Source organism: Lacibacter sp. MH-610 (assembly GCF_045780045.1).
In the GTDB taxonomy this organism is placed as follows: domain Bacteria; phylum Bacteroidota; class Bacteroidia; order Chitinophagales; family Chitinophagaceae; genus Lacibacter.
The window spans coordinates 753,093-774,648 of sequence record NZ_CP116002.1 but is presented as its reverse complement, the minus strand read 5'-3'; the positions used below and the strand labels follow the sequence as shown (position 1 = coordinate 774,648).

The window sequence follows — 21,556 nt, the reverse complement described above, 5'->3', positions numbered from 1 at the left end:
ATTTTACTGAAACAGAAAAAAAGAGTGTTGATAAGGGATTATTCACCTGCGAGCCATTTTTTAAACTCCGGCGAACGTTCTGTGCTCACAATGGTTTCATGTTTGCTGGGTGGTTTGAGTTTTATAAGTACCCGTGCTTTGGTCCATGCAGTCATTTCATCAATTGCCTGCAGGGCCACAATAAACTGACGGTTAATACGGAAAAATAATTTAGGGTTGAGCATCTGCTCCAGTTGATCGAGGTTAAAATCAATTACAAAACGCTTGCCGTCTGCAGTAACCATAAAATTTGCCCTTGCTTCTGTATAAAAATAGGCGGCATCTTTTGTTTCAATGGTTTTAATATGCTCGCCATAACGGATCACAAAACGATCCCTGTAACGATCTGCTGCCGGCTGCTGCATTGCTTCCAGCAGTTTGGTAATATTTAAAGCCGGCTGCTCTTTTGATTTCTGACGCTTGAATTTATCCAGTGCCTGGTACAGTTCTTCTTTTTTCACCGGCTTAAGCAGGTAATCAATACTGTTTAGTTTAAATGCCTGCAGGGCATACTCATCATAGGCAGTTGTAAAAATGAGCGGGCTCGGAATACTCATTTCCTTAAACAGCTGAAGACTGTTGCCATCAGCCAGGTGAATATCTACCAGCATCAGGTCAGGCGGCGGGTTTTGTTGCAGCCATTTACGTGCCGCAGCAATACTATCCAGCACCGCAAGCACTTCCGTTTCTTCACCGGTTTCTTTGAGGAGTTTCTGCAAACGTTTTGCTGCAGGTTCTTCATCTTCCAGCATCAGGATTCTGATCATGTTGATTTAATTAAAGGAAGTTTTACAATAAAGTGTGTATCATTTTTTTCAACCAACACTTCTCTTGAAGCAATTAATTGAAACCTGTTTTTGATATTCTGCAAACCCAATCCTTCGCTTTTTTCCTGTTGCAACTTAGGGTTAAGGTTATTGCTTACCACCAGGTAATCCTGTTCAATGGCGAAGGATAAAGTAAGCGGATCTTCCCTGGACACTACATTGTGCTTAATGGCATTTTCTGCCAGCATCTGCAAACTGAGCGGCGGCAACTGGAAGTTCGCTTTTATCTCTTCGCTGATGCTGTTATGGTAACGAAGTGCATCACCAAATCTTTTTTTCTGGATAAAGAAATAATGCTCAATAATCCTGAATTCCTCCTGCATGGGTATTAAATCCTTTTCACGCAGGTTGACAATGCTCCTGTAGAAATCACTCAGATGTTCTACATAAGCTGATGCTTTTGATGGATTATCTTCAATGATTGTAAGCAACGTATTAAAACTGTTAAAGAGAAAATGGGGATTCACCTGGTTTTTAAGTGTTTCATACTGGCTCTGCAGTTTTTCCGTTTGCAATTGCTGCATTTTCTGCAATTCCTTTTCACGGATCTTAATAATGGAAATGATAACAGCGGTAACCGTACCAATACTGAGCAAAAGAAACCACCATTGTTTCCAAAAAGGCTTATTGATGGTGAAGGTGTACACTGCTTCATCAGCATTCAGAAAACTACCGTTGGCCGAAGAACGGACTCTGAAACGATAGGTGCCATGTACCAGCTTGGGAAAATTTACAAACCCGTCTTTAGTTGTTTGCCATTCCTGGTTATAACCTTCCAGCTTGTATTGATAGGAAACAGCAGCAGGGTTAGAATAATAAAATCCTGTAAAGCGGAAAGAAAGATTGTTTTCGCTGTAAGAAAAACGGTTGCGGTTGTCCTGCAGTTCATCAAGAAACAATGAAACACCCAGTATTCTTGTTTGCGGTTGTACAACGGTTTGATATTTAGGTTTGCGCCAGTTGTAGATAAGATTGCCTGCATGAAATAACCTTCCGTTAGCTGATGCAAAATTGCTGTTGAGATTGGTATTGAGTGTACCGTTTGCAACAGCATTGTTTAAGGGTATCACTACATCTCCCACCGCATCAATAATAAAACAACCGGTGGCTGCTACACAGAAAATATTTCCATCTGCATCAGCCGTAACAGATGATATACTCAGATCCGTTAATCCTTCGTTTAAGCCGAAATGCTTAAATGTTTTTCCATCAAACTTGTAAATACCATTGTTAAGTGTATTACACCAGATGATTCCGTTTTTATCTTCAGCCAGTGAATAAATAACTTTTGCATTCAACCCTTCTTTTTCACGAAAGGTTTTGTAAGTACCGTTTTCCCAGAGTGTTAACCCCTTTCCATCTGTTGCAAACCAAACACGACCCTTCCTGTCTTCGAGCACATAGTATATGTATGCTGACCCTGTAACGGAAGTTGTATTAAAACGTTCCAATGATTTATCAGCAGTTGTAATACGCCATACCCCTTCCAGCGAAGTAATCCAGAGATGATGATTATTACCCGTAATGGATAGTATGCTGGCCTTTTGCAGATCTGCAGCTTCATTTAAATGCTGTACCTGCCCGTTGCTTTCGTTAATCATAAAAATACCATCGCCCATGGTACCTACCCAAATCATACCATCTGCATCTTCGTGCAAACAGGTTACTTCTGAATTTTGGTGCAGTGGCAAAGTAATATTCCTCTTTACAAATCCTTTGGCCCCGTTTTCATAAAAAGCCACTCCGCTTTTTGTGGTAACCCAGTACCTGCCCGTTTTGCTAACAATTAAATCATGTACTGATTCTGCTTCTCCGGGTTCTAGTGTTATCACCGTTTCTACCTGTTCACCAATAGTTCTTTTGAGTGATGTATTTTGAAGCAGCCAGATGTTGGCTTCTGCATCGGCAGCCATTTGCAGTAAACCAGAAGCAGTCATTTTGTTTTTCACCTGCATACCTGTGCGGTTAAGTACAATCACCGCTTCATTGCCGGCCAGCCACACTTCTTGCTCCAGTGCCAGGATTTGTTTTACCGGCAGCTCTCCACAGTAAGTACTTACATATTGATGCGTATTAAGATCAAACATTCCTGCACATCCGTTTTCAAAAGCCAGCCAAACAATATTTTGGTTGGTTCTGTCAAATGAAACAGATTGAACAATATTATCCGGAAGCCCATCGGCTGCTGTAAAAGTTTTTACCTGTTTTCGTTTGCCATCAAAGCGGCAAAGACTGATGCCTTTATCAGTAGCAGCAATCATTTGGCTTTTCTGAAACTGCAATTGATATACATAATTATCACTCAGCCCATCATCCGTATTGATATTATAAAGATGCGTTTGATAATAAACATAAACACCTTCACCTTTTGTGCCCAGCCATAAGTTATTCTGTGCATCAAACGCAATACTGCTGATCACTGCTTTGGGCAACCCTTCCGTTGGTTGCCAACGGTTGAGTTTATTGTTGATAAAACTGTAAACAGCACCATTAGTGCACCCGATCCATAATTCACCTTTACTGTTTTCACCAAGTGCCGTAATCAAAGGAAGACTGTCTGTTTTTTTTGAAAGCGGAATCATAGCCATTCCATCAAACAAAAACAATCCTTCTGAAGTAGCGGTGTAAAAAAAACCTTTGGAAGAAAAAAGAAAACAGGAAGACTTACCTGTAACAGGTACCTCAGCAGATGCAATGTTTTGCTGTGCTGCCGTTTTACCTGCAGCAAGAAGCAGGAATATATATAAACAAAAAGACCGCATGTTATTTCTGGTTCAACTCAGCCAGCAGTTCCACTACAATTTCATTGGCAAGTTTTTCTTTCACTACTCTCGGAATGGGAATATTGTGATCGCTTAATAAAACAGTAAAGTTGGATTTGATTTTCATCATGCCATTTTTTACTTCTACATCACTTTTAATAATTCTTTCTTTGGACACACCATGAATGGTTAGTATTCCTTTTGCACGAACGGTATAAGTTCCCGTCTGTGAAAGATCAACATCCTCAATGATTTTACCGTTGAACAGCGCTTCGGGAAACTTCGGAGTTTCCATATAGTTCTCATTGAAATGTTCCCGTTGCAGCGGACTGTTAAACCCTTCAAAGGAATTAATGCGAATGCGAAATGCAAAGGTTTTCTTGTCAACATCCACTGCTCCTTTTACTTCTTTGCTTACTGCATGTATCAATTCCATGGGCGCCTCTGAACGAAAACGAATAGTGCCTGTATTGGTAGTATAAATTTTTGGCTGAGTTAACGGAGAACTTACACTCCAGAGGGATAGTATGAAAAGAATGATCTGCATGAATGATACCGTGTTATTGCAGCATTTTCAATTATTGTTTTGCTGCTACCCTGTTTCGTTTTTTTAATGAAAATACACGGGAAACATTAAATCCGAACAAAATATCTCCTCTATCCCATCGGCCAAATGTTTCTGATACAAACACACGTTCCGTCATACCGGGTGAATTGGTAAAATGCAATTGAAACACATGCCCGCCTGTTTCAATATCAAAACCCAGAGACAAGGAGTTGGTGGTGCCTTCTAATTTATAATCGGGCAACTGGTAATAGTATTCAATGTTAATGCTCACTCTTTTACTGATTTTCTGCCGGCCGCCGATACCAATGGCAATAACATCATTGGGATCAGATGCTTTGGGCACCAGGTTATAATGCACCATGGTAGGCATCAGTTGCAATGAAGTGCTTTCAGAAAATTTGCGTGCCAGCAGCAGTTGATAAGCATAGTACAGTCGGGAGCTGAAATAATTTTCACGGTTGGGATCCGGCCACTTTAATGTCTGAATCATGGCCGTTGCCATTAAGCTCAAACTCACAGGCATATTCACCTTTCCTGTAGACTGGCGCAGTAATTTGTATTTAAAGAACGCATCGTATTGTTTCTGATAAGTACTTCGCCCAAAGCCTACCGTTAGTTTGGGGCTTATACCATAATCAAAACCCCAGCGCATACTGGCATTATCCAATCCGAAAAATTCATATAAACCACCGTTAAGCTGACCGAAACGGTGAGATATTTTTAAATCAAGGATTCCGGGTGCAGTATTTTCAATACTATGCCCGTGGATGAGCCTTGTGGTTTTGAACGTTGCTTCCGTTAACTGTACTTTATTTTTCTGTTCTTTTTTCTGTTCTTCTTCCAGCATTTTATCCAGGTCAATTTCCTGTGCTTTAGCAGTTATAGCCAAAAGCAGAAAAAAAGCAGCAGCATACCAACGTTTTGTCATAACAGTTGTTTTGATGAATGATCAATCAGTTTTTATACGGCTCATAGGAACAGGCAACAGTTACTTCCACTACTTCTGAAACTTTCGCTGCTGAAAAAGCAGGAATTGTTACTTTATAATCAGTCAGCTTAACCGGAAACTTAGCAGCCGTACTTATTTTACCGGCTTTCACAGTTACAGTTCCCTGGGCTGTTACTTTATTGGTAACACCATGAATGGTTAAGTTACCATCTACCACAGCAGGATAAGTGCCGTCTTTTGTAAAATCAATCTTACTCAAATCCCTGATGGTTCCTTTAAAATCAGCTTTAGGATATGCATCAGAATTCATATAGTCGGCGCTGTTGAAATGTTGCTGCATGGCAGCTTTTTTAAACTGGAAACCTTTTACGAGTACAAGATATTGCACTGCTCCCGTTTTTTTATTGATGGTTGCTGTTACTTCGTTATTAACCGCTTCAATATCTTCCACATTCGTATGTGAGAAGAAAGTGATTTTTCCGTTACGGGTAAGATGAATATCCTGGGCATGGAGTTGAACTGAACTTACAATGATAAGGAGGACTGAAAAAAGAAACTTCATAGTTCTGTGTTTTATGTTTTTACGTTGTTTAATTATTGGGCGCATTGTTCCGGAGCCATGTTCTTATTTCCGCAATACGGCAATCATTGAGGCGGGGACCACCCTTGGGCATCGGGTTTACAGTGCGTGAAACGGCATTCAGCAATAAGCCATTATCTGCATACACTTTTACATCAGCATAAGTACCCAGTTTCACACCTCCTCCGCTTGCAGCTGTACCACCATGGCAGGAAATGCAGTTAGAGTTGATAATTCCTGAAATCTGAACACTAAACTTTACATTGGATGTATCACATTTATTTGCTCCGTATAACAGATCCTCTTTATCATAATAACATGATGAAATAAGGCAAACTGCCAGCAAACTGCTGAGAATATTTTTAATGTTCATACTATTAGTTATTGAGTGCGCCTGCGTTTTTCCATTTTGTAATCTGTTGAATGTTACAATCAGAAACTTTTTTGAGTGGAAGCGGCGGCATGGGTTTATATACTCCGGGCTGTTGCTGGATTAGGGAGCCTAACAATCTTCCATTCAAAGCAATTCCTTTCACTGTTTCATAATCAGTAAGGTTTAACCCGGCAAAAGGTGCAATTTCTCCGTGACAGGAAATACACCCATTATTTTTTAAAATGCTTTTTATTGTTATACTGTAAGAAAACTGCATAGTATCACAAACTAGTCCGCAATTCGTTGTATTCAGAGCGCCTTGCACAATCCATTTGTAAATAGAATCCTTTTGGTCGTTTGACAATGGTTTGTAAGGCAGGGGAGGCATTCGGTCTTTCGGATCATTATCAATAATTTTTTCCCAGTACTTACTTCCGCCAGGGTTATTAGCCTTAATACCACGCATGATGTCAGTATAGTTATCTAACTGTATTTCTTTGGCTCTAGTAGTTGCATCATGACAACCACTTTTAGCACAGTTAGAAACAAAAATGGGCAACACATTGCTTTGAAAACAAATGGTAGCTGCACCCGGTGGTGGTGGCGTTACATCCGGAGGAGCACCATTCACCAAAACAGGCTCATGCCGGCAGGCAAATAAAAGGGTAACCAATACCAGGACACTTGCAACAATATTCCGCAGCATAGGGATCAATTTAATTTATAACAGCGAATAAGCACTACATCTGTTAAATAACCGGTGCAGATTCCTTTCAATATAACCGTATCACCTTCTTTTACAGTTACATTTTTCTGCTCCAGTGTACAGTTAATCCCAAACATGGGATCATCTGATTTCAACAAAACTACTGCAAAGCCCTCTGCGTTTTGGGTGACACTCGTCACCTCACCGGATACTTCCAGTATTTTCTCGAGATAGTTGGTATTGGCTGATTGCTCATTGGAGCTATAGGCATTAAACAGGGCTGTCGCTTCTACTTTTATACCCTTAGCATCGGCTACGTTTAACTGAGGCTTATTCCAGATAAAAAACCAAACATAGAGTGCCGCTGCAATGAGAAGAATGACTGCCACAATCAAAAAAATCCTGAATCGTTTCATGCCATACATTAAGAACTTCAAATTTAAAATTTCATTGTCTTACTGACAGTATGTTTGGCTGAACCGGAATAAATAACTGCTGAATGGGGTTGGCAGAAAACTGAACAGAAAGGCGGTCAATAACTTTTTATACTATTTCGCACCAATATAATTCCCGACGGGCTGCCGGTTTTGAATGCTGCGGGCCAATGTCATTTCATCAGCATACTCTAACTCACCGCCAAAAGCAATACCACGGGCAATAGTGGTAATTTTAACGGAAGCATCTTTCAACTGCTTGTTAATGTAAAAAAGAGTGGTGTCGCCCTGTATGTTTGGGTTCAATGCAAAGATGAGTTCTTCCACTTCATCTCTCTGAATACGGCTGAGCAGGGGTTGAATATTCAGTTGATCAGGACCTATTCCATCCAGCGGAGAAATAATGCCGCCCAGCACATGATATCTTCCGCTGAACTGCTGGGTGCTTTCAATGGCAATTACATCACGAATGCTTTCCACTACACAGATAATGCGTTTGCTCCTGCTCACATTGCTGCAGATATTGCACACATCACTGTCAGACACATTAAAGCATTCCCTGCAAAATTTAATTTCATTACGCATATGTGCCACGGCTCCGGTAAACTGGTTCACCTCCTCTTTACTCTGTTTCAGCAAATGCAATACTAAACGCAAAGCCGTTTTTTTACCGATACCCGGAAGTTTGGCAAACTCATTAACACTCTGTTCCAGCAATGAAGAAGAAAAAGACATAGGGCGAATGTACGAAGCTGCTGTTTATTTTATCAGGGAGTTTGTGCCGCCGGAATTTCAATATTGGATTCATTATCCCAGTTGGGCTTGATGGTAATTTTAATATTGAGATCCTGTACCCGTTCCGGCTGACGTCTTGGTTTAATGAAGTAATCACCCGCATCCCAACGGCCGTTTTTATTGGCATCATATAAAATACGTACCTGGTACTCACCGGGTTTGTACAAACGTTGCAGCCATTCTGTTCCTTTTAACGGATAAGCGCCGGCCATTTGATCATTGGTATATAACAGAAGAACAGGATTTTTAGAAAGATCCAGGTTTTTAAACCGCAGGCGGATAGAACCATATTCCTTTTCTGTTTTTACCCTGAAATTGATAGTATCATTTTTTAAAGCACCCAGTCCGCTGGTATCTGTTGCATATTCCTTTTCCAGGATGAGGCGATAGGAGCCACCTTCTTTCCAAGGGGTATAAATAATTAGCTGGCGACGGGCCGTATCGTTAATGATTTTTACGTTGCTGATGCGTGTGGTTGTATCAATAAACAGGTTCAGTTTGGTGCTGTCAACCGGCTTCAGTGGTTTTTGATAAGTGAGTTTAAGACTGTCAGTTAACTCCTGTGCACCCGTTTCAAGATTGGAAGTATAGGTGAGTCGTTTTACCGTGCCGGGTTTATCAGGTGCCACAGCAGCTCTTCTTGGCTTTTCTTTTTCGGCGGCAAAAGCAAAGAGTTGTACGGATGAAGTTTTTGTACCCACTTCAACCGATGAATCGAGGAACGCAAAAGTCTCTGATAATTGAGAGTATTTTTTATCGCCATCTGCATCCTGCAGCGCATACACATAAAAGGGTCCTTCGGGCAGGTTGGTGAATTGAAAGGTTCCGTTGCTCTTAACACGGGTTACATAAACCGGTTTTTCTTTTACAACAGTTGAATCCTCCTGTTTGCGATACAGTAAAGCAAAAAAGGTACTGTCCGTTTTGCCGTTTTCAGCATTTACAATGCGGCCGCTCAGCGTATTGGTATCAATACGGTTGCCGGTAGAAAAAACATACTTGAAGTTTTTAAGCACATTACTTTCATTCAGATCGGCAATTGCATTTCCAAAATCAATTACATACGTAGTATTGGGCAACAAAGAATCTTTCAAACGGATGGTAACTGTTTTCAACTTGTATTCTGTAACCGGCATTTTTACAGGATACGGGGCAATGAGAATATTTTCATTCGCATTCTTCAGCTCAATAAATTCATCAAACGTGATGGTGATTTTTGGCGCAGCTACATTCAATGCCGAATCTTTTGGCAAAGCGCCTATCATTACAGGCGGCAAACTATCCCTGGGACCACCACCCGGCGGCACAATATTAGCACAACCATTACCCCCTAAGAAAAAGAGAGCTCCGGCTACGATGAAAATAACAGACGATAAAGACCTTTGTAGATACATGTGGCTGCAAACTTAAAGTAATTGCCCGAACCTGATTTTTTATACCCTGCAGGATTAACAGGAATTTGAGAAGGGTTACTTCCCCTATCAGGATTCTGTCTCCTCCTCTTCCAGTTCATGCAATGAAATGGCCATATTATTGGTTTTTACAAAATTGCACCAGTGACAATCTTCTTTACCACAACCTATATAGAATTCCCGGTTCTGAATTTTGCTCCACACCGTAGTGATTTGTTGTGTAACCGTTTCAATATCGGCCGGCGTAATCACTATCTTTTCTTTTTTGTACTCCTTCTTTTTATTGGGTTCTACAAAATCAAACTCGGTACTCACTACTTTCCAGTCTTTGAGTTCATAATTGTCAACGAGTATTTTATAAAAAACAGCCTGGCGCCAGTAATCACCGCCATTGGGTTCTTTGTCGCTCGGGCCTTTCATTTTTTCTTTGGCCTTGTCAATATCACCTGTTTTATAATCAACCACATTAACTGCTTTGCCGTCAAACTCAAGTTTATCCAGTTTACCTTTTAAAGGCACTCCTTTTACCAGCACTTTGCTGATGTTGCGTTCAATGGCTACGATTTTATTAAATGAGTTGATGGAATGATCGTAATAATTACTCAACACTTCCTGCCCGTATTCCATTCGGCGGTTATACTGTTCTTTTGTAAAACTCTCCCGGTGGCGCTGCATGTACCAAACAAAATCGCTGATGAACTCTTCTTTGGAAGGAAAAGTTTCTTTACCACTCTCCTGCATTTTTCTGAATAACTGTTCCAATGCATAATGCACGGCACTACCAAACTCCGTTGCTTCATTTTTTGGTGATGGTATGCGTATGAGGTTCTTAAAATAAAAACCAAGCGGACAATCAAGGTAGTTGTTCAGTGCTGTAACATTCATGGTAAACTTGTCCAGCAATGCACCAATGAACTCTTCTTCTATCTTATCAATTTCAGGAGCTGCCGCTTCACCAAACTGCATGGCTGCAAAGGCAGTTAATGCTTCTGCACTTAAAAGAACTGTTTCTTCTTTCAACTCATGCACTTCCTGTATTTCAGCAAGAAACATGGACGGCTCCAGTTCTTTACCATCGTTTTTAAACTTACTGTAGCTGATGAACAGGTGCTGCTCCGCTCTTGTAAGTGCTACATAAAACAAACGACGCAGTTCTTCTTCATCTGATTGCTTTGTTTGTGTTACAAACATGGTATCAGGCAACTTATAACCACCACCCGGTTTCCGTTTCTTTTCCCAAAAACCGGCATTGCACCCTGCAAAAAACACATATTCAAATTCCAGTCCTTTGGAACCATGTGCTGTAAGCAGGTTCACCCCTTTATCACTTCCACTCACCTGTACCAATGGCAAAGCAATATCTTCTTTCTCCATCAGGTCGATAATACCCACCAGCTGCTGCAGGGATAAAAGAGGATTGCGGCGTGTTTCTTCTTTCACAAAATCAAAAAATGCTGTTAGAATCTGTAACTGCCAGTGTTTATCCGTTGCCTGCATAATATGTTGCAGTAATCCTGTTTTACGGATGATGCTTTCAATTAAATGCTGCAAGGTATTGCTGGAGGCATCTGTAAGCAACTGCTCTGTAATGATTGCTGCTTTGCTTAAACCGGGATGCAGTGCTGTTGAAAATAAATCTTTCGGTTGTTCTTTACTTTTTTCCACCAGTAACCTGCGTAAAGAAGCAGGGCCGTCAGCAAATTTTGTTTGTGATACCTGTACCGTAAGCTTGGCAATTTCAACTGGTGGAATACCAAACCAATCCGTATGCAGTAATTCAAACAACATTTCATCACCGCCATAAGGCGCATCTAATTCTGCAGCAAGATACCGGAGCAGCAAAATCATTTTCTGTGCGAGTGGCAATTCAAACACATTCAGGTTGCGTTTGCTGTACACCGGTATGGCTAATTGTTTGAAGTAAGCGGTGAGTTCCTCGCCATATTTGTTTTCTTTATAGATGACAGCAATTTTTCCGGGAGGTGTTCCCTGCTGCAGCAATTGTTGTATCTGCAGCGTAATGTCAATCATTTCCTGCCGCTGCGTTTCATATATTTTGATACGGGGCTGATGATGCAGATTTTTTAAATGCTCCCTGGAAGCAATGAGCTCTTTACTGAGGTTGGGGATTTTCTTAACCAGTCGTTCTTCGTTTCGGTTGATGAGCGTTTTGGAAACATCAAGTATCGGTTGTACAGAACGGTAGTTATTGGTAAGCACCACCGTGAGCAGATCGTTGCTGTAACTATCTGCAAAATGTTTCATGTTCTCCACATTAGCACCCTGGAAACGGTAAATACTCTGATCGTCATCGCCCACTACAAATACGTTGGGCTGCTGCCAATAGCTGATGAGCAATTCCACAATCCGGTTTTGTGTGCCACTGGTATCCTGGTATTCATCAACCAGCACGTATAAAAATTGCTCCTGGTAACGGGAAAGCAACAGCCTGTTTTCTTCAAATGCTTTGATGACCCAGTTGATCATATCATCAAAATCATAACGGTTGCGGCGGCGCATCATTTGCTGGAAAGGTTCAAACAGATCAACAGCAGCACGCAGTTTCTCCATCCGCTCTGTTTCTTCTTCAATTTTATCCTTCTTTAAATCACCTTGTTTAAACTCTTTGAATTTACGTTGATAGATAAACTCATCTCTTAAAGGAAGATCAGCAATGTATTCATCAATTTTCTGATGAATGTATTGTGGTGTCCATCCTTCTTTTTTCATATTGCTGAAGAGATGCTGCAGGTTGTTGATTTCAAAATACACATCCCCACGGTAGCGCTTGAGCGGGTGATTTTTGGGCAACTGGTCAATAAGTTCTTTAAAGAGTTCAATCCGCTCCAGGTCAGAAACAGGATCTAAGGCTGTTTTTTCAAACAATGATAAATTTTCCTGGATTACATCATTGCAAAAAGCATGAAAGGTGCAGATGTTTACTTTATACGCATCCGGACCAATAAATCCAAGCAGGCGTTTGCGCATGGCCACCACACCTGCATCTGTATAGGTCAGGCACAGAATATTTTCAGGCAGTGCATCGGTATCCAGCAAAATTTTACCGATACGACTCGCCAGGATTTGTGTTTTGCCGGTACCGGGGCCGGCAATCACCATCACAGGTCCCTCAATGGTATCAACAGCCAGGCGTTGGCGCTCGTTTAACTTTTGATATTCTTCGCTGAATTTTTTCTCCAGTTTTTCTTTGTTCAATGACATAGTTCAAAGTTAATCTTCTGACTGCAGAAAATGATTGCAACAATTCAACTCATAAATTGTAATAATGCCATGTCAAAAGTTTACAGTTTAAAAACGGTTCAGAACATTCCCGTATCAATGGAAAGCGCATGGGATTTTTTCAGCAATCCTGCTAATCTTGCAGCCATCACCCCCGAGCATATGAAGTTCAAAGTGATTTCACAACATCATGGAGAGCGTATGTATCCCGGGCAGATTATTGAATATAAAGTAAGTCCGTTACCCGGTTTTCGTGTGTACTGGATGACGGAGATTACACATGTAGAAGAGAACAAATTTTTTGTGGATGAACAACGCTTCGGCCCTTATACTTTATGGCATCATCAACATCATTTCAAAGCGATTGAAGGAGGTGTAGAGATGACAGATATTGTGCATTATAAAATCCCGTTCTGGTTTTTAGGAGATATTGCCAACAGTGTTTTTGTAAAACAGCAATTAGAACAGATTTTTCAGTTTCGGTTTGCAGCAGTTGAAAAATTGTTCGGCAAATGGGGTGGATGATTCAACAAAAGCGGTCTGTGTTTATAATTTTTTAACATGAAAACAGGCCCAGTACCCGCAAAGTGGTATTTTTTGTACCACAGGCCCTTGGTATTTTTGGAATGTCATCAGGTTACAGCCGTTGTTAACTTTCTTCTGAATCGTATCTGAGAATCTGAAAATTACCCGGGGGCGAAATGTTAACCTATCTGCAAGAACACTTTCGCCCTCTTTTTTTTATCCCGGCATCCGGCTGATGTACTTTTCCATCTGTTTTATCTGGTCAGCAATCTGAGGAGTCGTAGGCTTTAATGCTTTAGCCTTGCGGAAGAAATCTTTGGCCGCCCTGAATTCTCTTTTATTCATCATAATGCTGCACATCTGTAAAAAAGCGGCTGCCTGGTTTTCTTTATCGGGCAAGCCTTTGCGGATGGCCTGGCGGATATAGCTTTCTGCCTGCTTAAGATCATTTTTCTGCATGGCCAGCATGCCCATCTGCAGCAGACTGGCACCTTCTGCACCCTGCATGAGGGACGAACCGGAGCCAAGATCAATTCCTTTCTTCATCATTTTTTCAGCGCCATCATAATCCTGCTTCATCATGGCAATATTGCCCTTTAATGTAAAGTACACGGAGCGGATAGGCTTGAAAAGCAAGCCGGGAAATTGCACCTGGTTGAGGATTTTTTCAGCGCCTTCGAGGTCGCCGTTTTCCATGTACTCCTGGATCAAACGGAGCGGCCCGAAAAAGAAATGACTGAAAATGCTCACCACCGCCACCAGGTATATGATAAAAGAAGGCCAGAAGCCTGTGAAATAATGAACAATACCTGCGGCAACTAAAAAAAGAATGCCGATATAAAGCCTGTAGCGGATGTATACATTAAAGAGTTTCATATCAATTTTTCTTGGGCAGCAAAGGTAGGGTTTGAGGAGAGATTAAAGATTATCAATAGGCGATTTGTGCTATTTTTGCCCTCCTTAAATCGTTTTTGGCCCTGTAGTTCAATGGATAGAATAGAAGTTTCCTAAACTTTAGATACAGGTTCGATTCCTGTCGGGGCTACTAAAAGAAGAGGCTGTCTTATAGGACAGCCTCTTCTTTTCTAAGTCTGTTATCACTGCTGTATCAGCAGTTTCTCAACACTTATCTGCTTTCCGGAAATATCCGTTACCCGTAAAATATACAAACCATTCAGCAGGCCTTTTGTATCTACTCTTGTGGCTGTTCCGTTTGTAATGATACGTTTTACAACACGCCCGTTCAGGTCAATTAATTCTGCTGTTCTTCCCGCTTCAGGATTATAATTATAGATCACAAAATAACCTGTAGCAGGATTAGGGTACACTTCAACACTTCTGTCTTTCTTTTCTTCCGGTATCTCGGTTATTGTTATTATGTGCTGATTCATTCTTCCTCCCACCGGTGGCTGATAGGTGAACTCTAAAATACTTCCGGGATTCGCAGGAGTTGATGTTACCCCGCCTGTAGGACCGGAGGTGGAGCCGCTTGAATCACAGGCTACATAGATTTTTAAACCATCTGACGATACAATAACATCCCTGAATCTTCCTAAACCTTTGAAATAATGAATGGTGTCTGAAATAATGTTTTGTCCGTCATTACTCAGCTTTAACCTTGTAACAGCACCACGTTTTAACTGAGCAATTAAAAGTGAGTTTTGCCAGCCGGGTATGGCCGTGCTGCCGTAAAATTCAGTGCCGGATGGCGCTGTAGATGGCCATGTGCTGTTATTGGTTCCTTCTGCAGGAGGAATTGCAACAGGAAATAGTGAGCGGATTGGTTCTTTGGCATTAAGAGCGGCACAATTGTTTTGTTCATTTACAATTGTAAATCCGCCCGTGGTTCTGCCGTTGTAATTGTTATCACAAAAACCAATCACATTGGGCCATCCGTAGTTACGCCCGCTTTCTATAACATTTACTTCATCATCGCTGTAAGGTCCGTGTTCAGTGCTGTACAGAATATTTGTGCCGTTTACGTTACCCCATACCAATCCCTGCGGATTACGATGGCCAAACGTATAAACAGGTGTAGGTTGGCCGGCATTGGCAAAAGGATTATCTGCAGGTATCCAAGTGCCATCTGTTAATTCAGTATTTAACCGAAGGATTTTTCCTTCAAGTACGTTCAGATCCTGTGAGAAATTTGTTCTGCTGAGGTTATCAAACTGTCCTGCTCCCATATCACCAACTGTGTAATACAACTTCAGGTCAGGGCCAATTGCCAATCTTCCGGAATTATGATCGTTGCTGCCGGGAATATTTTCAAGAATGGTAACAGGTTCGCCTAATTGCTGTGTTGATGAGTTATAGGTATATCTTACTATTCTTGTTTTGCGCACTGTAGCACTTGTAGATTGATAAGTGTAAGCGATATAAACAAAGGGCTTGCCACCGTTAAATTGCGGATGCAGTGCAAGACCAAACAACCCATCCTGACCGCCCGTGCGTGCCATTGCTGCTCCAAGTGTAAGTACCACTGTTTCTGCTCTTGTTACAGGGTTAACAAAACTTACAGTTCCTGCAAAACGTTCAATAAACCAGATATTGTTATCCGGGCCGTACACTAAATCATGTGGCATTCGCTGATTTGAAAGAATGGTACGCATGGTAAAGGTTTCTGTTCCGGCAACGGGTAATGCTGTTGTAACATTTAATACATTACTGAAATCGCTTTCATTATTAGCTGCGTCTCTTGCCTTTACTGAAAAGGCATAAGTGGTGCCGGGCGTTAGACTGTTAATGGTAAATGAAGCAACTGCAATAACTGATGTATTGATTTTTACACCATTCTGATATACATCATACCCTGTTACGCCGGTATTATCTGTTGATGCAGTCCAGGTAAGAATAAATGTTGTAAGCCCGATGTTGGAAGCAACAAGATTCGTTGGTATTGAAGGAGCCTGTGTGTCAGGGGCAGCCGTAGTAACATTGAGTATACTGCTGTTAGGTGAAAGATTACCTGCTGCATCTCGTGCTACAACATAATAGCTGTAAGCTGTAGCTGCGGTTAATCCGGATACATTAAAAGAAGTACCTGTGATATTTACTGCATTGATTTTTATACCATTTTGAAATACATCGTATCCGGTTACAGCAACATTATCAGTTGAAGCTGTCCAGTTTAGCGTAAATGAATTTTGTGTAATTGATGATGATGAAAGATTGGAAGGAGCTGTTGGTGATTGCGTATCCGGCAAAGATGTACGTAACTGTACCCCTGGTATTACTTCACTTGGTGCTGTTGTGCTTTGCCCCGGTCTTGCCCAACCTACTGCCAAATTATCCCCTTGTGAACTTTCTTTCATTAGTGCCTCAATAAAATATAATTGCCCTGAGTTAAGTGTGATGGCTACTGACTTTTGACTGGCATATTTATTCCATTGCCTGCTGCTGGTGAAGCCCGTGTGAAAGGCTATCCGTACCCTGTTAGCAGAGTTTGAAGTTGTGCTCAACCATAGTTCTGCATTATCATCTGCAGCTATCCAAAAAGTATAGGATCCGGTTACCGGCGGACAGATATAGCCCCATACCCGCATGCCGTAGTTATTACCGGAATTAGTAGGAATTTCAAAAGATGTAAAAGCTCCGGAAGTGCTGGGATTATTGGGATAGCCGGCAACTGAAGTTAAACTGGCAACAGTAGAACCTGTTACATTATTCCATCGCTGAAAATTAATGCTTCCCGTGCCGCTGCAAGCAACAGGGGCTGCTGGAGTAGTTACGTTCAGTAAATTACTGTTAGGCGATATATTAGTTGCTGCATCTCTTGCATTCACATAAAACTGGTACGCAGTTGAGGCGGTTAATCCTGTAACGTTATATGTTGTTGAAGCAACAGGAGAACTGTTAAGTTTTGTTCCGTTTTGATATACATCATACCCTGTAACGGCCACATTATCTGTTGCCGCTGTCCAATTCAATGTCAATGAAGTGGACGCTACATTGGTCGCATTAAGATTTGCAGGTGCGGATGGAATGATATTATCTAAGGTTGTAATATTTATGGTATTGCTGTTGGCAGATATATTACCGGCACCATCCAGCGCCCTTACATAAAAACTGTAGGAAGTGGCAGTTATAAGACCGGTAACATTAAATGTAGTCTGCGCAACAGGCAGTGGATTTATTTTTATTCCGTTTTGATATACGTCATATCCCGTTACACTAACATTGTCTGTGGCAGCTGACCAGTTGAGGGTAACAGAGCTTGCAGTTATATTTGAAGAAGTTAAACCTGCAGGTGCCGTTGGTGATTGTGTATCGGGCGTCGTAACAATAAGATTGTTTCCGGGTGCTGAAGTATTACCTGCAGCGTCCCTTGCCTGTACAAAATAACTGTATGTTGTAACTGCTGCTAACCCTGTTACATTAAAGGACGTGGTTGTTACCGGCGAAGTATTGATCTTAATACTGTTTTGATAAACATCATACCCTGTTACTCCTACGTTATCAGTGGAGGCCGTCCAGTTAAGCGTTAAAGATGATTGTGTTACAACAGAAGCATTGAGATCAGATGGGGCAGTTGGCGGCTCTGTATCGGGTATTGAAGCGGTGGTTACATTAATCGCACCACTGTTAACAGATGTATTACCTGCTGCATCTCCTGCAGTTATATAAAACTGGTAAGCGGTAGAAGCGGTAAGTCCCGTTACATTAAATGTCGTAAGTGGTACAGGGCCTGCATTTATTTTCACCCCGTTTTGATATACATCATAACCGGTAACAGCCACATTATCCGTTGCTGCAGACCAGGTAAGTGTTAAAGACGATTGGGCAATATTAGAAGCAGTTAAACCTGATGGTGCAGTTGGCGCCTGTGTATCAGGTGTAGTAACGTTAACTGTATTGCTATTTGATGATGTATTCCCTGCCGCATCTCTTGCATTAACATAAAACTGGTAAGCTGTTGCTGCGGATAACCCTGTTACATTAAACGTTGTTGCTGTAACGGGTGCTGTATTAATTTTTACTCCGTTTCGGTATACATCATATCCTGTAACCGCTATATTATCAGTTGAAGCCGTCCAGTTAAGTGTTAATGAACTTTGAGCAAGATTGGCAACACTTAAATTAGTTGGTGCCGATGGCGCCTGTGTATCCGGCACATCCTGTAACACAAGATCCCCAAAATTTCTGGGATAACGCCAGTTATCATTATCACCCGACCACATAAGCTGACTTTCACGAGCAGCACCGTTATCATCATCATCATTTGCAATATCAAAGCCTATGGTTAATCCAGCTGCAGGCGCTGTGATACCAAAATTGCTCCAGGGTATAGCCACTTCTAATGTATAACCTCCGGTAATTGCGGCCCACGCATGCAATACACCTGTAGTGCGGTTATTTTTTTCCCAAATAGTAGTACTGTTCCACTCTTTTACAAACTGCCGGTCATTGGTGCCGTAAGCTGTACCGCCGTTGTTTTCTGCATCAATATAAATTTCAAATGCATCATCATCCCAGGCATTTGTTGACTCGTTAAACAAATTGCCGTCTGTAACACGCATTCCTACAAACAGGTAGGTGCTGTTCCATGTAACGGCAAAGGAAGTGCCTGTATTATTAGGTGTACCTACGATTGTTTTGGAAACATTTGTAAAGTTTTGCCACGCAGCCTCACTCAGGTTTCCGTCAACAGACATTGTAAGGCTGGTACGTAGTGCGTTTACTGAAAATTGGGCATGGGTATAACAAAGTGGTGCCAATAAGAGGCACAAAAACAGTAGTTTTCTCATAATGCTCTTTTGATGGTTGAACAATAGAATGTAAATTCAATGGAATATAAACTATTCCTGCTAATTCATCTATGGGAATAATACTAAGTAATTTTTTATGAGCTCAGATGAAAACCAATGACACCCGTAAATACTTAAAGAGTCTTATAAACTATTTTGAAATAAACTAATCAAGAATTGCCCGCTTCATCAGGAATAAATTGACGTTATCAAATTGCACAAAGTCCCTTACACTTTCACCTGCTTCCATTTGCCCCGTTTAAAAAAGTAGAACGCTACAATTGCAATAAGCGTTTCGGCAATGGGTATCGCTACAAAGGCTCCGGTAGCTTTCCAGTTTAAACCTTTGGCCAAAAAATAAGCCAGCGGAATCTGGAACAACCAGAAACAAACAAAACTGATATAAGTAGGTGTTTTGGTATCACCGGCACCATTGAGCGCCTGGGTCATTACCATACCAATACCGTAAAAGATGTAAGCGCTGCCTATAATCTGCAAGGAAAGTGCTCCATAAGCCACTACCTCTGGTTCCGTTGTAAACAACTGAATAATGGGCCGGCTGAAAAACAGGAACAGGAACATAACACCACACATAAAAAGGGCGTTGTACTTAGCCGTTAGCATAACACTGTTGGCAGCACGTTCCGGTTTGCCGGCTCCAAGATTCTGCCCTACTAATGTAGCAGCCGCATTACTCAGGCCCCAGGCAGGTAAAATAAAAAACACTACGTTACGGATGGCTACCTGGTAACCGGCACTGGCATCTGTACCACCTGTTTCCGCTACAAGTCGGGCCAGCACAATCCAACTACCACTGGCAATGATGAATTGTATGGTTGCAGGCGATGCAATTTTGATGAGAGCTGTCATTACTTCCTTATCCCATCCAAAATGCGAAGCCCTGAAACGAAGTACACCACTTCCTTTGAACAGATGATAACACTGATACAATACCCCGCTGCTTCTGCCCAATACCGTAGCAATGGCAGCTCCCTTCAAACCAAAAAAATGAATGAGCAAAGGGCACAAAAGAATATTGATTCCACTGGCGATCCATAAACTTTTCATGGCCATAGCAGCATCACCTGCCCCACGGAAGATGCCGTTAATTAAAAACAGGAACATAATGGCCGCACTGCCGCCCAGCATAATCCGTGTAAACACAACGCCTTCTTTCACCACATCAGGAGCAGCTCCCATGATTTCCAGAATTTCAGCAGCGTAAATAATACCGGCTATACTTAGCAGAACAGTGATGAAAAAAGCAAGCATGATGGATTGTGCACCTGAATGAGCTGCCGCCTCAGGATTTTTTTCACCGATTCTTCTTGCTACAATTGCTGTTGCTGCTGTACTTAAGCCGATGGCAACTGAATAAATAATAGTGATAACAGATTCAGTAAGCCCCACCGTTTGAATGGCGTTCTTACCCAGTTTGCCCACAAAAAACATATCCACTACCGCAAATACACTTTCTAAACTCAGTTCTAAAATCATGGGTACGGCCAGCAGAAAAACCGCTTTACGCAGACTGCCTTCGGTGTAATCAAAAGCCTCACCACGGAGTGATTGTTTGATTGTTTGAATAATATAGGAAAGCCTTGACAGGTTGTTTTGATTCGTCATTGATAAAAAATAAAGATTAAAAAATAAATAGAGATTGGCAAATGTGCCGTTAATGGGAGTGTGTCTTTCTTAAAGACGAATCAGAGCTTCATATTCGTAGAAATGAGAGGGCAAAACTAAGGGAATCCTTCCCAACTCAAAAATGTGGTTCTTTACCAACGGAGTAAATCCGTGCAGGGCGGTATTTTTTGCGGAATCATTGTATTTATGTGCAACAAGTTTGTACTTTTAAGCAGCAATTAAGCCGGGCAATGTTTCTTTGCAACCATTGCCTTATGATACCCGACATAGTAAGTGAAACTAAATATTATGAAGCAGCTCGTTATTACCCTATCACTTGTATTGATTAGTTTGGCCGGCAGCAGCCAGGCAAGGATTCCTGTAAATGACCCTGCCCCCGGTAACAACCCCAAACCAAATACAACAACTACCAGCAACACGACAACCACCAGCACAGAGTTAACCAAATATGCTGATCCGCAGGGACGTTTTACAATTGGCTATCCAACGAACTGGGTGTTTAATAACGCTCCTGAAAGTGCTGTTATCAAAATCACTTCACCTTTAGAGAAAGATGAAGATGATTTCAGACAGAATGTAAACCTGCAGATTGAATCCTACAGTTCCACAATTGAAGATTATGTAAATGCAAGTTTGGGTGAAATTAAAAAGCTGATGAAAAATTACAGGGAGGTTTCGTCTATGTATTTTAACCGGAATGGCTCCCGTGCTTACGAAATCATTTACAAAGGCAAATATGGTGAGATGGCTTACGAAATGCAGGTGAAACAACTCTTTGTAGTAGCAAACAGCAAAGCCTATATTCTTACGTATGTATCCAAGGTAGATGAAAGGGATGCATTTGAAACTACAGCTAACAAAATTTTCAATTCGTTTAAGTATTAAGCAGCTGTTTTAAAAGATATTCAAAGCCCGTTTTGAAAGACGGGCTTTGCTTTTTAACGTCACTCCT

General features: G+C 41.4%; 16 protein-coding genes and 1 tRNA gene. 3 read left to right on the top strand and 14 right to left on the bottom strand.

From position 1 onward, the window contains the following. Positions 1 to 38: 38 nt before the first annotated feature. From PDL71_RS03530 to PDL71_RS03480, 11 genes are all read right to left on the bottom strand, one after another. Positions 39 to 806, bottom strand: a complete 768-nt coding sequence (locus PDL71_RS03530) for a LytR/AlgR family response regulator transcription factor (protein ID WP_407525417.1) — start codon at positions 804 to 806, stop codon at positions 39 to 41. Next, a complete protein-coding gene (locus PDL71_RS03525; protein ID WP_407525414.1) occupies positions 803 to 3,628 on the bottom strand; it encodes a two-component regulator propeller domain-containing protein in 2,826 nt (941 codons plus the stop codon). Before PDL71_RS03525 ends, PDL71_RS03530 begins: the two co-directional genes overlap by 4 nt. Position 3,629: 1 nt before the next feature. Further along, entirely contained in the window at positions 3,630 to 4,175 is a 546-nt protein-coding gene (locus tag PDL71_RS03520) for a YceI family protein (RefSeq protein ID WP_407525411.1), read from the bottom strand. A gap of 31 nt (positions 4,176 to 4,206) precedes the next feature. Then, positions 4,207 to 5,124, bottom strand: coding sequence for a DUF5777 family beta-barrel protein (locus PDL71_RS03515; RefSeq protein WP_407525408.1), 918 nt, complete (start codon positions 5,122 to 5,124; stop codon positions 4,207 to 4,209). A 25-nt stretch (positions 5,125 to 5,149) separates the two neighbouring features. After that, on the bottom strand, positions 5,150 to 5,707 hold the full coding sequence (locus PDL71_RS03510) for a YceI family protein (RefSeq protein ID WP_407525406.1): 558 nt from the start codon (positions 5,705 to 5,707) through the stop codon (positions 5,150 to 5,152). 28 nt (positions 5,708 to 5,735) lie between these two features. After that, entirely contained in the window at positions 5,736 to 6,098 is a 363-nt protein-coding gene (locus tag PDL71_RS03505; RefSeq protein ID WP_407525403.1) for a c-type cytochrome, read from the bottom strand. Between the two features lie 4 nt (positions 6,099 to 6,102). After that, the gene (locus tag PDL71_RS03500) at positions 6,103 to 6,804 is read right to left on the bottom strand and encodes a c-type cytochrome domain-containing protein (RefSeq protein ID WP_407525401.1); all 702 of its coding nucleotides are present in this window, start codon (positions 6,802 to 6,804) and stop codon (positions 6,103 to 6,105) included. Between the two features lie 5 nt (positions 6,805 to 6,809). Next, entirely contained in the window at positions 6,810 to 7,220 is a 411-nt protein-coding gene (locus tag PDL71_RS03495; protein ID WP_407525398.1) for an OB-fold protein, read from the bottom strand. A gap of 132 nt (positions 7,221 to 7,352) precedes the next feature. Then, positions 7,353 to 7,973 (bottom strand): recombination mediator RecR, encoded by a 621-nt coding sequence (recR, locus tag PDL71_RS03490; RefSeq protein ID WP_407525395.1) that lies wholly within the window; start codon positions 7,971 to 7,973, stop codon positions 7,353 to 7,355. A 32-nt stretch (positions 7,974 to 8,005) separates the two neighbouring features. Then, entirely contained in the window at positions 8,006 to 9,427 is a 1,422-nt protein-coding gene (locus PDL71_RS03485; protein WP_407525392.1) for an Ig-like domain-containing protein, read from the bottom strand. A gap of 87 nt (positions 9,428 to 9,514) precedes the next feature. Further along, positions 9,515 to 12,667 (bottom strand): ATP-dependent helicase, encoded by a 3,153-nt coding sequence (locus PDL71_RS03480; RefSeq protein ID WP_407525389.1) that lies wholly within the window; start codon positions 12,665 to 12,667, stop codon positions 9,515 to 9,517. A 69-nt stretch (positions 12,668 to 12,736) separates the two neighbouring features. Between PDL71_RS03480 and PDL71_RS03475 the strand changes: the two genes are divergently transcribed. Continuing rightward, entirely contained in the window at positions 12,737 to 13,210 is a 474-nt protein-coding gene (locus PDL71_RS03475; RefSeq protein ID WP_407525387.1) for an SRPBCC family protein, read from the top strand. Between the two features lie 216 nt (positions 13,211 to 13,426). On the opposite strand, the gene PDL71_RS03470 is transcribed toward PDL71_RS03475, so the two are convergent. Beyond that, positions 13,427 to 14,086 carry a tetratricopeptide repeat protein gene (locus tag PDL71_RS03470; RefSeq protein WP_407525384.1) on the bottom strand — a complete coding sequence of 220 codons (660 nt, stop codon included), beginning with the start codon at positions 14,084 to 14,086 and terminating at the stop codon, positions 13,427 to 13,429. A 97-nt stretch (positions 14,087 to 14,183) separates the two neighbouring features. Between PDL71_RS03470 and PDL71_RS03465 the strand changes: the two genes are divergently transcribed. Next, positions 14,184 to 14,255, top strand: a tRNA-Arg gene (locus tag PDL71_RS03465). Positions 14,256 to 14,307: 52 nt separating this feature from the next. On the opposite strand, the gene PDL71_RS03460 is transcribed toward PDL71_RS03465, so the two are convergent. Both PDL71_RS03460 and PDL71_RS03455 read right to left on the bottom strand, forming a co-directional pair. Beyond that, positions 14,308 to 18,957: a fibronectin type III domain-containing protein gene (locus PDL71_RS03460; protein ID WP_407525381.1), complete on the bottom strand. Its 4,650-nt coding sequence runs from the start codon at positions 18,955 to 18,957 to the stop codon at positions 14,308 to 14,310. Positions 18,958 to 19,185: 228 nt separating this feature from the next. Then, positions 19,186 to 20,583 carry an MATE family efflux transporter gene (locus PDL71_RS03455; protein WP_407525378.1) on the bottom strand — a complete coding sequence of 466 codons (1,398 nt, stop codon included), beginning with the start codon at positions 20,581 to 20,583 and terminating at the stop codon, positions 19,186 to 19,188. Positions 20,584 to 20,892: 309 nt separating this feature from the next. On the opposite strand from PDL71_RS03455, the gene PDL71_RS03450 reads away from it, so the two are divergent. After that, positions 20,893 to 21,489, top strand: a complete 597-nt coding sequence (locus PDL71_RS03450) for a PsbP-related protein (protein WP_407525375.1) — start codon at positions 20,893 to 20,895, stop codon at positions 21,487 to 21,489. Positions 21,490 to 21,556: the final 67 nt, after the last annotated feature.

What these genes read in the sequence shown, in the direction of transcription:
- PDL71_RS03505 (WP_407525403.1), bottom strand. Translation starts at nt 6,098, where the DNA reads ATGAACATTAAAAATATTCTCAGCAGTTTGCTGGCAGTTTGCCTTATT.
- PDL71_RS03525 (WP_407525414.1), bottom strand. Translation starts at nt 3,628, where the DNA reads ATGCGGTCTTTTTGTTTATATATATTCCTGCTTCTTGCTGCAGGTAAA.
- PDL71_RS03460 (WP_407525381.1), bottom strand. Translation starts at nt 18,957, where the DNA reads ATGAGAAAACTACTGTTTTTGTGCCTCTTATTGGCACCACTTTGTTAT.
- PDL71_RS03455 (WP_407525378.1), bottom strand. Translation starts at nt 20,583, where the DNA reads ATGACGAATCAAAACAACCTGTCAAGGCTTTCCTATATTATTCAAACA.
- PDL71_RS03510 (WP_407525406.1), bottom strand. Translation starts at nt 5,707, where the DNA reads ATGAAGTTTCTTTTTTCAGTCCTCCTTATCATTGTAAGTTCAGTTCAA.
- PDL71_RS03515 (WP_407525408.1), bottom strand. Translation starts at nt 5,124, where the DNA reads ATGACAAAACGTTGGTATGCTGCTGCTTTTTTTCTGCTTTTGGCTATA.
- PDL71_RS03520 (WP_407525411.1), bottom strand. Translation starts at nt 4,175, where the DNA reads ATGCAGATCATTCTTTTCATACTATCCCTCTGGAGTGTAAGTTCTCCG.
- PDL71_RS03485 (WP_407525392.1), bottom strand. Translation starts at nt 9,427, where the DNA reads ATGTATCTACAAAGGTCTTTATCGTCTGTTATTTTCATCGTAGCCGGA.
- recR (WP_407525395.1), bottom strand. Translation starts at nt 7,973, where the DNA reads ATGTCTTTTTCTTCTTCATTGCTGGAACAGAGTGTTAATGAGTTTGCC.
- PDL71_RS03475 (WP_407525387.1), top strand. Translation starts at nt 12,737, where the DNA reads ATGTCAAAAGTTTACAGTTTAAAAACGGTTCAGAACATTCCCGTATCA.
- PDL71_RS03495 (WP_407525398.1), bottom strand. Translation starts at nt 7,220, where the DNA reads ATGAAACGATTCAGGATTTTTTTGATTGTGGCAGTCATTCTTCTCATT.
- PDL71_RS03470 (WP_407525384.1), bottom strand. Translation starts at nt 14,086, where the DNA reads ATGAAACTCTTTAATGTATACATCCGCTACAGGCTTTATATCGGCATT.
- PDL71_RS03530 (WP_407525417.1), bottom strand. Translation starts at nt 806, where the DNA reads ATGATCAGAATCCTGATGCTGGAAGATGAAGAACCTGCAGCAAAACGT.
- PDL71_RS03500 (WP_407525401.1), bottom strand. Translation starts at nt 6,804, where the DNA reads ATGCTGCGGAATATTGTTGCAAGTGTCCTGGTATTGGTTACCCTTTTA.
- PDL71_RS03450 (WP_407525375.1), top strand. Translation starts at nt 20,893, where the DNA reads ATGAAGCAGCTCGTTATTACCCTATCACTTGTATTGATTAGTTTGGCC.
- PDL71_RS03480 (WP_407525389.1), bottom strand. Translation starts at nt 12,667, where the DNA reads ATGTCATTGAACAAAGAAAAACTGGAGAAAAAATTCAGCGAAGAATAT.